This is a genomic window from Paenibacillus sp. JJ1722, assembly GCF_048282685.1.
GTDB classification, from domain to species: Bacteria; Bacillota; Bacilli; order Paenibacillales; family Paenibacillaceae; genus Paenibacillus; species Paenibacillus polymyxa_B.
In genome coordinates, this window is record NZ_CP182500.1 from 556,191 (window position 1) to 570,725 (window position 14,535).

Here is a 14,535-nt window from a genome sequence, read left to right on the forward strand (position 1 = left end):
AATAATTGAAGAGATTACTGCTAAGCCTGTAGACAAGCTCCGATAGGAGTAGGTCTGCAGGCTTTTTAAATGAATTGATTGATAAAGAAAACCATGATTTTTCTGTTTAAACAAGACAAATGACTGGAGGCATTAAACATGAGTGACAAATTACAAAAATACCTGGCTGCTGGTACAGCTACCGCAAAGCCAGAGCAAATCGAAGTGGAAGTGGCAGGAGATGAATGGTCTGTTCGTCGTCTAACAACAATGGATATTCGCCGTTGTTATGATGTGGCATTTAATGACGATGGTTCCCCCAAGGAGACATTTAACGAGATCGACGCTATGATTGTGCGGGCGACGGAGCATGACTTCGACTGGAACAACATAGAGCTTCTGAAAGTTTATAGTTGCATAAACAAGAATGAGTTACCGCCACGAATGTTCAGCAATCCAGACCATTATGCGATCCTCAGCAAGGCGGTACGTAGCTTCCAAGAAACTAAGGAAGAATTGCTAAAAGAAGCAAAAAACTCATTAAGCGAGACGGAGAAGCAAGCTGGGTAGCCCACTTTTGGGTTAACCAAAAGAAGCTACCTGCTGACGTCTTGCCCTATGAAGTAAGTCAAGAACGACAGTATTATTTTTGCCTGGCTGCGTCGATGATTGCAGAGGAAGAACTGGCGCGTTTGAATCGGAAATAACCATGTCGAAACAGGAAGGGGGTGGGAACAATAGCAACTACGTCAGTTACGGTACCATTTGAGGCACGAGATATGATAACCGGTGCTGTCCGGAATATGCGCCGTATGCTTCAAGGAGCGCATGACGACTTAATGGATTTTCGTCGGGCATCGGGCAGTATGTTCGATGATTTTGTATCCGGTAGCCGCCGAGCGAGGGAGTCTGCGGACGATCTAGGCAGACGGATTAATGGTGCGTCCGACGAAGTACGGCGTATGAATCAGATCCACCTGGACGATATCTTTCGTCGTGCACGTGCTGGAGCCGATGATCTTCGGCGTTCCGCTGATCGTGCGGATGCAGATATCCGCAGTATTCGTGATGCTAATGTGAAATTACGTGCTGAGGATTCCATAAGTCCAGTCGTTGACCAGGTATCTGACAAGATTTCAGCCTTGGCAGCGTTGGCAGGTGGGATTATGCTCGGTAGTGGTGTAAGTGACTCTATGTTTGGGGGCGTGTCCGACTACAGCCGTGAGGCGGCGCGAAGTGCGGCTTACATGCCAGAAAACTTTCGTCAGCAGAGCCTTAGTACGGTAGATGACTTGGTTAGAAAGGCCATTATCCCAGATCGTATAGAAGGAACCCGACAACTTGCCGATGCAGCTCCTTTAGTTCAGGATAAGTCCAAGATGAGTGACTTCGTAAGTGCGTCTGCTAAAATCCAATACATTCGCCCGGATGCCGGAGCTGAGGAAGTACAGCGGGCGTTGTCTCAAGCGTCGAACAGTTTTAAAGAATCCTATAGTCAAGTCGCTGATAGCATGATGTATGCCTACAAGGAAGTAGGTGACAAGCAGCAGGATCTGTTTGATACGTTTTGGGAATACAGCCCTTACTTTGCAAGTTCCGGCACCGATTCAGCGCAAATGTCAAACTACTTTACTAAGACAGTTAAAGAAGGCGCATTTAACTTTGATAAGCCTGCGGACTTTTTCAAAGAGACGTTTGGGGTAAAGGCGTTGAATACTGGCGACATGGCGAATTACTTTATCAGTCGCGGAGCAGGCAAGGATGAGGCACAACGTCAAGCCCAATCATTTACTACCGATATTAGTTCAGGGAACAAGCAGCAAGCACAGGGAGCCATTATGGCTCTAGTAGCAGATTTAAGGAGTCAAACACGCGACCAGTTAAAGCAGTCTCTTGTCACTTTGGGTTCTGGCGCAGCAGAAGATAATGCTGATTCGATCCTCAAAACATATGGAACGCCTTTTGAAAAGGCTCCAGATATGAGAGGAACGACTGATAATTTGCTTCGTAAGCAGCAAACTGCTGACCCAATGACGGAAATGAAGCAAACTCGTGCTGAAATGAGCTTGCAGATGCAAGAGATTGGAACCAATATTGCTCAAGCAGCCCTTCCAGCTATGAAGGAATTTAACGCCTTGCTGGTACAGAATAAGAACAATATTCAGGCACTTGGTACAGGGATAACCAATGCGATAACCGGAGCGACCAGCTTCTATAAAGATCATTTTAGAGCCATAAACACTGCTCTGATGGGATTGGCTGCTGTACTGGTGGCTAAGAAATTATGGTCTTTCGCTCAGGGTGTTAAGAAATTCAATGATGACTTAACCACCGCAGCAAAATGGGTAGGAGAGAAGGGCAAAGCGGGGGCAAATGCCACAGGCAGAGGAGTCAAAGCCGGTTGGAATTGGATTCGTCGCAAACCTCCCGAACCTCCAGCTCCACCCCCTGAGGAAACTCCAGCCCAACGAGCTGCACGAATACGGGAGCGGATGGGTGGACGCAGTATTAGACGCCAATTGAGTGGAAACCGTAACCCTGTCGATGATCGTATTGGCGGTTTACGCTCTGTCGCTTCCATGACTGTTAACGCCACGAAAGTCTATATAAATGGTTCTGTGTCCGATGGCGGAGACGGCGGGGCAGGTGATGGTGGTGGCGATGGTGGCGACCGAGACAGAGATCGCCGCCGTAGACGAAACCGTCGTGGAGGGCGTAGGGGAGCGGGAGGCGGTGGCGGTAGACGACGTATACGTATTAATGGCCCCCGTCCCACTCCGCCAAATCCACCTAACCCGAACCCAAGCACAAGGGGATCGCGTGACAATCCTTATCGTATTCGTCGTCCAGCTCCACCAAATCCACCGCCACCACCGAGTCCGCCATCTGGCGGTGGCCGTCTGCGAGGTTTCCTGAAAGGAGCAGGCAAAGCGGCTAAAGTTGGTGGTATTGTTGGTACGGTTGCAAGCGTAGCAGCCGGTGCATATGACCTCTACCAAGCATCAAAGGATAAGGGATTGCGCGAGGCCGTATCTACTCAGGGCGGTGCTATGGTAGGTGGTGTAGCTGGTGGTGCTATTGGCGGGGCTCTAGGGTCTGCCCTTGGACCACTCGGTACAATGGCCGGTGCATACATCGGAAACATCGTCGGTGAAAAGATCGGGAAATTTGCCGATGAAAGTGGATTGACACGGAAAGTCGTGGATGGTGCGGTTGGAATCTTTAATTCTGCTAAGGATACCTGGACTGGCGTGAAAAACTGGTTCACGGGGGACAAGAAGGAAGAGAAGCCTGGTCCACCGCCGGAAGCCAAGATTACAATTAACGGACTCACTGCGCAAAAGCAGCAGCATCTCAAGCAAATTGGAGACGAGGTGCGCAAAAGTATAGTCGATAAGGGTCTTAAAGAGGGACTGAAAACTGTTGCTGAACAGCCAGAAGTCAAGCAACGCCTTAATGCACTTAAAAATGCATGGGGCGTTGTGTGGAAGATGGGCGATAGTAGTAAGGCTCAGAAAGATGTCAAGGCTGTAGGAACCGCTACAAAGAGCAGTGCTGATGAGGTGGCCAAAGGGGCAACAAAAAATAAACAGAGTTTTAATAGTGTCAGCGCTGCTGCAAAAACGGCCGTGGATAAGACCACACAATATCTGTTGTCACTTAAAAACGTATCGAGCCAGGGCAATAGCTGGGGAAGTGATCTTATGTCCCATTTTATTGCTGGTATGCGCGGCCAGTTCCCCACGTTGTCTTCCGTCGTCAGTTCCGTTGCAGTAGTCCTTAAAAAGATGAAGGAAGCAAAAGATGCTAATTCTGGCGGCGGTGGAATTACACCGAAACCTAAGCCAAAACCATATGCTCAAGGTGGATATATCAACCGTCCACACGTCGGCTTGGTCGGCGAAGCTGGTCCGGAAATGATCATTCCGCTGTCAGCCAGCCGCCGCAGTCGGGGCCGCGAGCTTTGGGAACGTGCTGGAATAATCATGGGTGTACGTCCTTATGCTAACGGTGGACAAGTCGGCCGGCCAAGTTTGATCGGTACGGCCAGCATGATGCCAATGGCTCAGACGCTTGCCCAGCCTGCTCCTGCCGCGCCGAAGTCTGTGTCAATAGGTAATATCAATATTGATTTCGGAGAGATGGCAAAGGGCATTAGTAATTTTGCCGAGTTCGCACAGATGCTCACCAGCCCTCAAGGTCGTGCGTTGATCCGTAAAGTGTTTGGTGAAGAAATGATGAAAGTATTGGAGACTGGAGGGTAAGCCATGTTGGCACTATCGCAAGGCAAAATCCGCCTTACTTTTCCCATCACACCGGCAGAGATTCAAATAACCGGAGGCAATGAAGTTGAAACCTTCACTGTCATAACTGGTCAGGAACGCACAGGGAAACCCATCTCGAAGGTGAAACGGGTTTCTTTTTCTGCTATCCTTCCACGCTATTGGGAAGAAATTTGGGAAACGGATAGCAAGCAGACGGTCACGTATAAGACACCAGAAGTAACGTGGAAGCTGCTGGAGCAATGGAAAGGTAAACCAGTTGTACTTAACTTTGAGAATTTGTTTAGCCAAACGATGCTCCTGGAGGGGATGGATCAGACGTACAAGGACGGACAGGGAAATCTTCACGGTAACTATTCATTTGTGGAGTACAAGCCTGTTAAAATCGTCTCTTACTCCAACTCCAAGCAAGTTCTCAAGCCAGGTACGGTTATTACCAAATCGTCCAAAAGCCGCCCTAATACTACGGGCAAAAAGGACAAAAAAAATGATAAGAAAAAAGATGATAAAAAAAAGAAGGCAAAGGATAAAAGCAAAAAGGCCAAGGAGGACCCGAACGCTAGGGGCGCTTTTGACTATACCGGTTCCAAAAAGCGAATATCAGACAAGGTTTCCAAGGCGAAAGGGAAGTGATGCATTATGGACGGCTTTGCTGTTGTATATGGCAAGGAGAACGCCCGGCAGATGCTAACGGATGGCATAGAGGAAGTGTCCTGGTCCTCTGGCCGCGATGAGATTGCCCGCAGCGCTACGGTGCGGCTTCGCAATGCAAGCAATATTAAGGTAGCTGGTATGCTGATGTGCTTTTCGCAAAAGGTTGGTGGTGCATTATATCATCACAAGAACCAATTTTTTCACGGCCCGATCATCAAATATGAACAAGACGAATTCACAAACGCCTGGGAAATTGAAGCGCGGGAGATCGGCTGGTACTTGTCCAAAAACAAGGGGACCCGACCATACTTAAAGGGTGAAGCTGGAACGGAGCTGCAAAGATACATCAAGAGCACAGGCATTGACTTCCGTTGTCCTGCTCTCGGCTTTAATTTGGACGAGCGTTATGGAACGATGGCCCATTCGGAAATTATCCTCGACGTATTGCAAAAGGCATATGAGCGTAGCGGCTACCGTTATTATGTAGACCTTGTAAGGACGGAAAAGAGCTTTTATCTGCAGGTGATGCGCGAAGGGACCAATACCAAGGTCCCTATTTTTGTTCCCGAGCAAATGACCTCCAGCACAGCAGGATACAGCATCGAGGAAACCTATACAGTCGTAACCGCGCAGAAATGGAAGGATGATAAGATCGCTTCCGCTGTTACCAAAACGGCAGCAGGTGCGGTGAAGGCGATGGGCCGAATGGAAGAAATCATTGAAGTCGGTGAGGACGAAAAGCCGGAGACCATCGCCACGCAGCGGCTGAAAGTTTTGTCTGCTGCCAAACAGATCAAGAAGATTACAGTTCGGCACACGGACCATACGTTATCCGGCTTGCGCTCTGGCTGGCTCGTACTCACCAAGACGGATCATACCTCTAAATGGATTGTCGTTACTGCGGATAGTAGTTATAAAAACGGAACGTACACAGTTACGTTGGAGCTGGAAAGGAGGGAATAGTATGCTTCAAGATGCAGTCAGGAAGCTGCGGGAAATGACCAAAGACCACATCGACGCGCGAGACACAGAGAGAGCCACTCTGCTGAGTTGGCCCGGAAGCCCGTCAATAGAGGTGGATGGTGACCCGGCTCCCTATCCAGCGGACAAGCTAGTCTTTGCTGACTATCTGTTAGACCGGGAAGTCAAAGCCGATTTCATAGCTAATGAATATCTGGAGGGCGATGAAGTCAAAGGCAGTGTCACAGGCGTATTGGCTAACGGGGTGGTATACGAGACAGGGGAGCCTTACAAACAGGCCCCACGCAGCTCATTACGTGGCAAGTTGGTTATTCCCAGCCCTTTGCAGGTCGGAGATCGGCTGATTGTCTCCAGGCTGAGCGGACAGCGGTACTACGTCCACGGGAAGGATGTGGGCGGCAATGGCTGACGAGGAAAGCCTATTTCCTGATTTGGACCTTTCCGAGCTGGATGAAGTAGAGCTGACCGAGACCGTAGCATCTGAAACCAAGTGGACCTATGTGATCGACTATCGCACACGTCAGATGGCGACTACCGATGATGGCCGTCCAAAAAAGACATCCACGTATGCTGAATACTTGGTGCAGACGGCGCTGAAAGTCCTGAACACCGAGCGATTTCAGTATGTTGTATACGATGAGGAAATAGGTGTGGAACGGTCTGAATGGGCCAACTGGGAGGATGTCGAGATCAAACGGGATATTGAGGAAGCACTCACCGCGCATGCTGAAATCTCTCAAGCAGAGGTTCTATCTATGGAGCGAGACGGCCAGAGCATGCATTTACGGATTAAATTAACTGGTCTGGCAGGCGAAACGGAGCTGGAGGAGGCGATTGAACTGTGAATGTTAAATTAACGGATTTGCCGGCACTGCCACCGATGGCAATTTTGGAGGAAACCCCAGAGGATATTTACCGTCGCTGGGTTAACCGGGCAATTACACTGGCACAGGAACGCGGTCTACCTCCACCTCCGACGGATCCGGGAGAGTATTTTTATGATCTGTGGTATCCAATTGCTATGGAAGTGTCCGAACAACAGGAGCTGCTAACGTACGCCTTCCTTCAGGCATTTCCGGTCTGGGCGGATAGTGAGTTTCTGGATGGTCACGGATGGTCGGATGGTATGCCTCGGAAGGTGGGGGAGGACGACGACACGTACCGATTGAGAATGCTTGAGCGTGCGTTTACTGAGGAAGGCAGCGGGCGTCGAAAGGACTATGAGACATGGGCAAAGGAGCTGGAGGGCGTTGGCGGTGCTGTTGCCATTGAAAAGGAGCGGCACGATAACAGCATCGATCTGTATCTCACTGACCTTCAAGGACAGCCGATCACGGAAGAGTTTGCCGCTAAAGTTAAGGCGGATATGTGGGAAAATAAGCGGATTGCCGGGCATGATCTGGCTGTACATCCTGCTCCAGTATTCACGTTGCAAGTAGCTGCGAAACTAAATACGGTTCTTCCGCTTTCGGAACTGATAGAGCCCATTAGGAAACGAATAGCCGACTACGCCATTGGTAGAACAAAGCTGGTATTTAATTACGTTGGTGCTGCTTTGCTGATCAAGGGCGTGGAGGATTACGAAAGCCTTACGCTTAATGGAGCCACCGAAGACATTGAGGTTCCGACCACGTCTGTTTTGAAAATTGAGGTGACCCTGACATGATCCCTCTTCGTTATAGGCAGATGTTGCCGCCGCACATGTATGAGATCGACATGGCCGAGCGGCATTTTGGTGTTATGGAGCTGGTGGTGGATGAGCGTGAAAAGTCAATTGACGATCTGGGCAATCAGTTTATCTTACGACGGGCTACCTGGGCGCTACCGATATGGGAGTGGATATATTTCCGACAGGAGCAGATTGGGACACTGGAGCAGCGGCGTGAAGCTATACGTCGTAAACGTTGGGCCAAACGGCCATTTACGCTGTCCACGCTGCGGCTAATCGGCAGGAAGTACGGTAATCTGTTGGACGTACAAGAGGACTTTCTAAAAAAGACTATTCTGTTTGTCTATGCTATTGATACCCCACTTGATGTAAAAAGCCTGATGGAAGACTTCGAATACATTCGGCCTGTCCACATAAACAAAGCTTTGCCTTCAATTCATATCGACTTTCATCATGCGCATCAGATCCATTTCCGCGTTCGTTTCCGTTCTCGTGTTCGTTTCTTTGGTGGTCGTCCTTGGTATCTGGACGGAGTGGAGCTATTAAACGGTGCTGCGTCCTTGTCTGGATGGACTGGTGAGCGCCAACGATATCAGAATAGGTTGGAACTGAAGACCCGGCATCCAATAGAGAATCGACAGGAAGGCACTGTAAAGGTCCGGCAAAATTATTGGCTGCTGAATGGTAAAGTTATACTCGATGGAAGCCGATTACTCAGCTCTACCGAAAAAATAGAAACTGTATAGGAGGTAACAATGGCTGAACAAGTATTAACGGTAACAACTGCCTACACCAGAGAGCAGATGGCCCGAGCGCGGGCCGAAGGTGGTACACTGACGAAGGTGGTTAAGATGGCATTTGGCAGCGGTGGCGTGGATGCAGAGGGAAAACCGCTGCCGTTGGATGGTACTGAGCAAGCTTTAAAAGTGGAGCTGCTCCAAAAAGATATCACCAGTTACGAATTTATAGCCCCAGCAACGATCCGCTATATCTGTTCACTGGCTGAAACTGAATTGGCCGGGAAAACAATCAATGAGTTGGCCCTGGTAGATTCAGCGGGCAAATTGACAGCCATACGCACCATGACCAATAAAATTAAGGATGCGGATATGGAGTTTATTTTTGAGATCGACGACATCTACTGAGAGAGGTGAGACAGATGGCCATAAAACAGCCACGTAGATTTGTCACTACGGATCAGGGTCATGCAGATGTACTCAACATCCCGATAACTACGCTTTATGAAAATGACCAGGCCTTGGCTGCGCAGTTGGAGAGCATCAAAACCGATCCAGCCGGGAACGACATTGCATCCAAGGCAGCACTGGACAAACATGCTGCCGATACCAACTTGCACGTTACAGCCGCCAAGCAAGCGACATGGAATGCAGCAGAGGGCAATGCCAAGAAGTATACAGAACAGTACGCGGCTCCCAAGGCACATACACACCTTGCATCGGATCTGCCTTCCGCATCAACACAGGCGCGCGGAATTGTGCAGATTAATACATCGGTAAGCAGCACAGCTACAGATCAGGCAGCCGCGCCGATTGCGGTAAAGACGGCTAATGACCGAGCCAATGAAGCATACAACCGGGCTGACCAGGCTTTTACGCAAGCCGTTGATCTTAAAAATAAAATCGTAGGCGCGATCAACGGCAAATTTGGAGGCGCCAGTTCTGATATGAGTAGCGATCAGATAGCAGCAGTAATCACAAATGCACCTATAAAACGCTTTGCGTCTGGTACGTTCAACGGTCAAAGTGCTCAGGCTAGTAGTTGGGGACAATCCATATCAATGGTGGTTTCTGTTGGAGGTCTTTCTTTCACGCCTTCTATGGTTTTTATAAGAGTTAGGTTAACTGAATCGGACGGCTTCCGGCACATAGATTCTTTCGCCCATCTCAGCACCGCGACCGGAGACACCATTTACGGCTGGAGAGGCAACAGTGTATGGGTTCCTCCTTTGCGTCAACAAGCCGGAGGGTTTAACGCGACCGTCGAGGGTAGCAAAATAGACGCTTACGCTGGTGGCTCTCCGACATCTAAGATTTGGGCTTATGAGTGGTATGCATTTGAATAAAGGGAGGATGGTTTGTATGAAAATTGGGCCAAAGGTTTACTGGAGAAAAACAAGCGGCGAAGTTATCTTTATGACCTCACAGATAGAATCAGAATCAGCACGCGAAACGACCAAAGAAGATGATATGGGGTTTTATCCGCAATTGAAAGGTTACGACCCTGGACAAGTGGATGTGCTCAAGCTAGATTTTGATAAGTACACAGAGGATTTTCAAAAGGCGACCAGCTATAGAGTCAATCCTGATACTAAGACAATGGAGTTTACCTATCCATCGAATAGCGGATCAAAACATGAAAAGCCTCTTACGGATCAGGTAGCAGAGCTTAAACTGGCTGATTTGGACAACAAAGAAGCCATAGCTGGCCTTATCCAGATCGTCATGTCACAAGGCGATGTTAAGTAGAATCCGTGAATGGATTCTTTTTTTTGTATTATGGGAGCTCATGAGGGGAGGTGATAGCATGAATGAACAGATTAAAAAAGCTTTTGCAACTACACTTGTACATCTTATCCTTGCTGGCCGTCGTACAATTGAAGACGTACCAGTAGCATTGCGAGACTTGGTTAAAGCTGACTTAGGCGTTAATGAGTCTACGCAAGTGGCTCCAGCAGTTGAACAAACAACAGAACAAGAAGCGTAAGGGCGTATCCAATCGGATGCGCTATTTCTTTGCCCCCGGTGAGTGGTCGGGGGCTTTACTTTTACAGGTTAGGCAGGGAGCCCTGACCACGGAGACGGGGGAAGCAAGTGGACAAGTGGGAGGTTTTTAAGTTTAGCACTGCTTTAGGAAGTAGTGCGGTGACGTATCTTTATGGTGGGTGGTCGGGAGTATTGGGGGTGTTACTTGCACTGGTCATTATTGATTATGTGACCGGATTATTTGCGGCTGGCGCAGAAGGCAAGAAGGGTACCGGACCTGGTTTAAAAAGTAAGATTGGTCTTATTGGTATCGCACGAAAAGTGTTTATCTTTGCAATGGTTGCTGTATCCCATCTCATTGATGGTGTCTTAGGCGATTCGCACCTATTCCGGGATGCAGTCGCCTATTTTTATATGGCTAATGAACTGCTGTCGATAGTTGAGAATGGTGGCAGGCTTGGCGCGCCGGTCCCGTCGATCATTCGGCAGGCTGTTGAGGTGCTAAAGAGCAAAGGCGGTAACCAGGGAGGAGATAGTAAGAATGATGACACTGGAGCAGATAAAGAAAAAATCTGATAAGCGCTTGAGCGGGCTTCATCCGGTTTTTAAGATGACTCTTGAAAAACTGATAGACCGCTGTTACGCCCGTGGAGTCTGGGTGTTAATTACGCAAGGATTACGAACGTATGCGGAGCAGGATGCTTTATATGCTCAAGGGCGTACGAAGCCAGGGCAGGTGGTCACCAAAGCAAGGGGCGGATATAGCAATCATAATTTTGGTTTTGCGGCTGATTTCGCGCTGCTGTTGCGTGACGGTCGTACGGTGTCCTGGGACACCTTAAAGGACGATGATAAGGATTCGCTTCCTGACTGGAGCGAAGTCGTTGAAGAAGCTAAAAAGCTTGGCCTTGAATGGGGCGGCGATTGGCGCAGCTTTAAAGATATGCCTCACCTGCAGATGGTCTTTGGAATTACGACTGCTCAATTCCGGGCAGGCAGACGACCAAGTCAGGCGCAACTTAATGCAGCTATAGCAAAAATTAATAAAGCGGAGGATGATGAACCGATGACAGCAGAAGAAAAAGCAGCGTTTAATGCGCTACAGAAACGTGTGATTGCACTGGAATCTGCAAATAAACTTACAAAAGTTCCAGCGTGGGCCGAGCAAGCTTGCATTAATGCCAAGGCTGCAGGAGTGCTGGACACGGCGAATGACGGCAGCTATGACTTTTACCGAATGGTCACTCTGCTTGATCGAACCAGTATTTTTAAAAGAAAAGGGGATAAAAAGCGTGATTGAACAATGAACAGTATCTTACAACCATTATACTGTTCGCTATCGGCTTGGTTACAATCGGGGCGCTGACTCTTTGCACAGCAGTATACCGCAAGCTCAAGTCAGTATAAGAGGCCCCTTTCTCAGTGGAACAGCGCAACCGAATCAGGCAGTTGGCTGGGGATGCTTACGCATGGGTGGAGCGCAATTACGATGGGGCAGGATCAGAGGAGTTTCACGAGGCCGTGAAGTACCTGACCGTCAAGCTTGATTAAGTTGGAACTCCACTAAATCGGAGGAAGTAGAGGTCGCAGTACAAAAAGACTGGAAAGAATTTAACACAGGGTAAGGTTAAGTTGGTATAGTTTTAAGTGCTCGAGAATACAAATACTCTGTATATCGGTCTAGTGTATTTGTATTCTCAAATCGCTAAAATCAACATTTAAAGGGATTACGCAAAATCGATTATGATGAACTGATTACAAGATGATACTAATAGAAAGTGTGGATTTTATAGTAATTTAGGTCTAATGATTCAGTGGAACATATATTCCTGTTGCCAAAGAACCAATAATAGTAGATTATTATGGTAATATTTGTTGTAATGTGGAGGCTTAATAATGATAACTGTATCTACTTTTAAAAATATTCAATTACAGGATTTCAACAAATTTTTGGAGGCTAATCCTATTCCAGAATGGAAGGAAAAAATAAAAGCCGATACTATTAATGCAAGATACATAGCAATACATAAATTATTTACAGATGAAATAAACGCAGAAAAGAGGAGTGTGTCTAATGAAACAATAGATGCTTTCTTGTTTGAACATCTTTTTTATACATATAAGAATTACCAATATGTATATAGATTTGATGATTTTAAGTTCACAGCTGAGTCTTCTATTGATTCTGTACGGGACTATTTAAGTGAGCGAACAGAACTTTGTTACAACCGCTTACTTACTGAACAAGCTAATACCGATAATTTCACCCTACATACAACTAGAATTGAAGAAAAGGCTGGAAAGCTAATAAGTTTAAATTTTTTAATGAAAATTGCCGACATTCGTACAATGCGCTTTCCAGAAGTTGACGTTTATGTAGCTATTAAAGTTGATCTGGTTAACAGTATGATTTTATTAAAATTTAATCTTACACAGTTAGAATTGTTAAATTCAAATGCGACTAAAATTCTAATTGAACTGAAACGCATTTTGAATGGACAAACTCAGGCTGGGCATAAATTTGAGCCCTTGAATATAAATCTTTCGTCTCTTAATGAAAAAGATGCTAAGAAGACTATTTTTAAGTTGTTTGAAGAACTTAGTTTAGATGCTGAGGATATAATAAATGCTCACGCTCCGTCTGAAGCAGACGTAAAGATTTCAAAATTTTTGGATCAAATGGGCCTTTCAGAAATCAAATCTGACTACATACAACAGATCAAGGCTGTAATTTATCAAGAGATTAGCAGCGCTTTGACTATTTCTGATTTTAAAAATGGTTGGGTTTATAGGTTTACATTTAGAGAAGGACTTACGACAAAAGCTTCATCAAGAACCGATGATTATAGTCCTATTTATAATTCGAAAATTTATTGGCATCTTAAGGAACTAATTTTTAAGGAGGAGGAAATGCAAGAAGCAGGGCTTCATTATACTTTGCCTAATCCACCCGATGGTAGCAACTATGTTTTGGTGCGGCTTGAGAGTCGCAGTGATTGCATTATTATAAATTATTATCACAGGATGAGGTATAACAGAAAGGGGAAGGAAGAATTTGTATTACAAAAACTTAACAAGCATCTACCAAAATAACGAATATTGTCGTGAATTAGGTCTAGAATTGTTGGTGAATTTCGATAAATTCCTTTTCAAAAAAATTCGAGAAGAGCATCTTTATTAAGTCCTTACGAATTTTCTTCTGACAATGATATCTCACTCGATGATTCTCTTATGGTATTTATGTGTTTTATAGATGAGGGGATTTTAGAAGAAACTTATTTTTTTGAGTGCCTTAATCCAAGCTGTATAAGCAATAGAATTTACCTAGATAATGATGTTCTTGACTCAACTGATGAATTAGACGATCCTATTTTATGTGATGACTGTGGGAGGGAATATCTAATCGATGATATATCAGAATTTGTAAAGGTCTATTTCAAGGTCAGACCTGATTCCTTAACAATCTGTTCTGATACTTCTTGTGATAGTGTTAATCCCAAACGAGACAAAAATTCTACTTTACAAGCATTGAGAGGAATTTCTAAAAGTTTAAAGTCAGAATCCCCCTCGCGCTCAGATAACAGTGAGGGGGAGGGGCTTCCTGCCAATCTTAGTGATGTTGTGCGAGTAAATAACAGTAGAAATATTCCTTTTTCTGAAAGAGTCAATAAACGAAGTAGTACAGTCTTAGAGTTTTTGTATAGTTAGGTGGATTAATTATGGAAGAGAGAGAACACGAGAGAGCAAAGGCCAAAATTGATAAGTTAATTGAATTAATAAAAGAGAATACTGATGCTAGCACCAATGCAGGAATAAAGCATAAAGAAAATGCTAAGCGATTCAAAAAAATATCAATTACTGTTTCCGCATTGATAACGGTGATTTTGGGTTGGAGCTTTTTAGGGGAATGGGGGAAAAATGCAGCAATTGCTCTTAGTGCATTGTTAACTGCTTTAAATACTTGGGATGCGTTTAGCGATTACCTTCAGCGAAGTATCCAAGAAAGGGTACATGTCAACAAGCTTTTGAAGCTTGAGAACGACATGACTCTTTATCTGGTAGAAAATTGTGATTGCCAATTAAGTGATTATAAAACTTTCAAAGACACATACGATCAAATATATGAAGAATACTCTGAAGCAAGAAATAAAAAAGTCAAGGGAAAGGAAGGAGAAGATGAGACTGAGAAAAAGTAATTCTTCTCGAGGCGAAAGTATGCAGCATACATACAAAGTTCTAACCACCG

The 14,535-nt window shown here is 46.1% G+C and carries 16 protein-coding genes; all 16 read left to right on the forward strand.

The annotated features are described in order from the left end of the window. Nucleotides 1-138: 138 nt before the first annotated feature. The 16 genes from ACM1ND_RS02540 to ACM1ND_RS02615 all read left to right on the forward strand — a co-directional run bounded on the left by ACM1ND_RS02540 (nt 139) and on the right by ACM1ND_RS02615 (nt 14,485). Complete coding sequence (locus tag ACM1ND_RS02540; protein ID WP_418027026.1) at nt 139-549, forward strand: hypothetical protein; 411 nt, start codon at nt 139-141, stop codon at nt 547-549. A gap of 269 nt (nt 550-818) precedes the next feature. Then, a complete protein-coding gene (locus tag ACM1ND_RS02545) occupies nt 819-4,244 on the forward strand; it encodes a tail tape measure protein (protein ID WP_418027027.1) in 3,426 nt (1,141 codons plus the stop codon). A 3-nt stretch (nt 4,245-4,247) separates the two neighbouring features. Next, nucleotides 4,248-4,895 carry a hypothetical protein gene (locus tag ACM1ND_RS02550; protein WP_418027028.1) on the forward strand — a complete coding sequence of 216 codons (648 nt, stop codon included), beginning with the start codon at nt 4,248-4,250 and terminating at the stop codon, nt 4,893-4,895. 6 nt (nt 4,896-4,901) lie between these two features. Next, nucleotides 4,902-5,879, forward strand: coding sequence for a hypothetical protein (locus ACM1ND_RS02555; protein WP_418027029.1), 978 nt, complete (start codon nt 4,902-4,904; stop codon nt 5,877-5,879). A gap of 1 nt (nt 5,880) precedes the next feature. Then, nucleotides 5,881-6,306, forward strand: coding sequence for a hypothetical protein (locus tag ACM1ND_RS02560; RefSeq protein ID WP_418027030.1), 426 nt, complete (start codon nt 5,881-5,883; stop codon nt 6,304-6,306). Then, on the forward strand, nt 6,299-6,742 hold the full coding sequence (locus tag ACM1ND_RS02565) for a DUF2634 domain-containing protein (protein WP_418027031.1): 444 nt from the start codon (nt 6,299-6,301) through the stop codon (nt 6,740-6,742). The genes ACM1ND_RS02560 and ACM1ND_RS02565 overlap by 8 nt, the downstream gene beginning before the upstream one ends. Then, the gene (locus ACM1ND_RS02570) at nt 6,739-7,563 is read left to right on the forward strand and encodes a baseplate J/gp47 family protein (RefSeq protein ID WP_418027032.1); all 825 of its coding nucleotides are present in this window, start codon (nt 6,739-6,741) and stop codon (nt 7,561-7,563) included. The genes ACM1ND_RS02565 and ACM1ND_RS02570 overlap by 4 nt, the downstream gene beginning before the upstream one ends. Continuing rightward, nucleotides 7,560-8,312, forward strand: a complete 753-nt coding sequence (locus tag ACM1ND_RS02575) for a putative phage tail protein (protein WP_418027033.1) — start codon at nt 7,560-7,562, stop codon at nt 8,310-8,312. The genes ACM1ND_RS02570 and ACM1ND_RS02575 overlap by 4 nt, the downstream gene beginning before the upstream one ends. A gap of 9 nt (nt 8,313-8,321) precedes the next feature. Further along, the gene (locus ACM1ND_RS02580) at nt 8,322-8,711 is read left to right on the forward strand and encodes a phage tail protein (RefSeq protein ID WP_418027034.1); all 390 of its coding nucleotides are present in this window, start codon (nt 8,322-8,324) and stop codon (nt 8,709-8,711) included. 14 nt (nt 8,712-8,725) lie between these two features. After that, nucleotides 8,726-9,649 carry a phage tail protein gene (locus tag ACM1ND_RS02585; protein ID WP_418027035.1) on the forward strand — a complete coding sequence of 308 codons (924 nt, stop codon included), beginning with the start codon at nt 8,726-8,728 and terminating at the stop codon, nt 9,647-9,649. 16 nt (nt 9,650-9,665) lie between these two features. Beyond that, a complete protein-coding gene (locus ACM1ND_RS02590) occupies nt 9,666-10,052 on the forward strand; it encodes a hypothetical protein (protein ID WP_418027036.1) in 387 nt (128 codons plus the stop codon). Nucleotides 10,053-10,110: 58 nt separating this feature from the next. Next, nucleotides 10,111-10,290, forward strand: a complete 180-nt coding sequence (locus tag ACM1ND_RS02595) for a CD1375 family protein (RefSeq protein WP_418027037.1) — start codon at nt 10,111-10,113, stop codon at nt 10,288-10,290. A gap of 107 nt (nt 10,291-10,397) precedes the next feature. Continuing rightward, nucleotides 10,398-10,865: a phage holin family protein gene (locus ACM1ND_RS02600; protein WP_418027038.1), complete on the forward strand. Its 468-nt coding sequence runs from the start codon at nt 10,398-10,400 to the stop codon at nt 10,863-10,865. Continuing rightward, nucleotides 10,831-11,589 (forward strand): M15 family metallopeptidase, encoded by a 759-nt coding sequence (locus ACM1ND_RS02605; RefSeq protein ID WP_418027039.1) that lies wholly within the window; start codon nt 10,831-10,833, stop codon nt 11,587-11,589. The genes ACM1ND_RS02600 and ACM1ND_RS02605 overlap by 35 nt, the downstream gene beginning before the upstream one ends. Nucleotides 11,590-12,185: 596 nt before the next feature. Next, complete coding sequence (locus ACM1ND_RS02610) at nt 12,186-13,382, forward strand: hypothetical protein (RefSeq protein WP_418027040.1); 1,197 nt, start codon at nt 12,186-12,188, stop codon at nt 13,380-13,382. Nucleotides 13,383-14,008: 626 nt separating this feature from the next. Continuing rightward, nucleotides 14,009-14,485 carry an SLATT domain-containing protein gene (locus ACM1ND_RS02615; RefSeq protein ID WP_418027041.1) on the forward strand — a complete coding sequence of 159 codons (477 nt, stop codon included), beginning with the start codon at nt 14,009-14,011 and terminating at the stop codon, nt 14,483-14,485. Nucleotides 14,486-14,535 lie beyond the last annotated feature (50 nt).

Bases quoted from the DNA above. Each gene is read 5' to 3' on its own strand.
- ACM1ND_RS02540 (WP_418027026.1), top strand. From the start codon at position 139: ATGAGTGACAAATTACAAAAATACCTGGCTGCTGGTACAGCTACCGCA.
- ACM1ND_RS02545 (WP_418027027.1), top strand. From the start codon at position 819: ATGGATTTTCGTCGGGCATCGGGCAGTATGTTCGATGATTTTGTATCC.
- ACM1ND_RS02550 (WP_418027028.1), top strand. From the start codon at position 4,248: ATGTTGGCACTATCGCAAGGCAAAATCCGCCTTACTTTTCCCATCACA.
- ACM1ND_RS02555 (WP_418027029.1), top strand. From the start codon at position 4,902: ATGGACGGCTTTGCTGTTGTATATGGCAAGGAGAACGCCCGGCAGATG.
- ACM1ND_RS02560 (WP_418027030.1), top strand. From the start codon at position 5,881: ATGCTTCAAGATGCAGTCAGGAAGCTGCGGGAAATGACCAAAGACCAC.
- ACM1ND_RS02565 (WP_418027031.1), top strand. From the start codon at position 6,299: ATGGCTGACGAGGAAAGCCTATTTCCTGATTTGGACCTTTCCGAGCTG.
- ACM1ND_RS02575 (WP_418027033.1), top strand. From the start codon at position 7,560: ATGATCCCTCTTCGTTATAGGCAGATGTTGCCGCCGCACATGTATGAG.
- ACM1ND_RS02580 (WP_418027034.1), top strand. From the start codon at position 8,322: ATGGCTGAACAAGTATTAACGGTAACAACTGCCTACACCAGAGAGCAG.
- ACM1ND_RS02585 (WP_418027035.1), top strand. From the start codon at position 8,726: ATGGCCATAAAACAGCCACGTAGATTTGTCACTACGGATCAGGGTCAT.
- ACM1ND_RS02590 (WP_418027036.1), top strand. From the start codon at position 9,666: ATGAAAATTGGGCCAAAGGTTTACTGGAGAAAAACAAGCGGCGAAGTT.
- ACM1ND_RS02595 (WP_418027037.1), top strand. From the start codon at position 10,111: ATGAATGAACAGATTAAAAAAGCTTTTGCAACTACACTTGTACATCTT.
- ACM1ND_RS02605 (WP_418027039.1), top strand. From the start codon at position 10,831: ATGATGACACTGGAGCAGATAAAGAAAAAATCTGATAAGCGCTTGAGC.
- ACM1ND_RS02610 (WP_418027040.1), top strand. From the start codon at position 12,186: ATGATAACTGTATCTACTTTTAAAAATATTCAATTACAGGATTTCAAC.
- ACM1ND_RS02615 (WP_418027041.1), top strand. From the start codon at position 14,009: ATGGAAGAGAGAGAACACGAGAGAGCAAAGGCCAAAATTGATAAGTTA.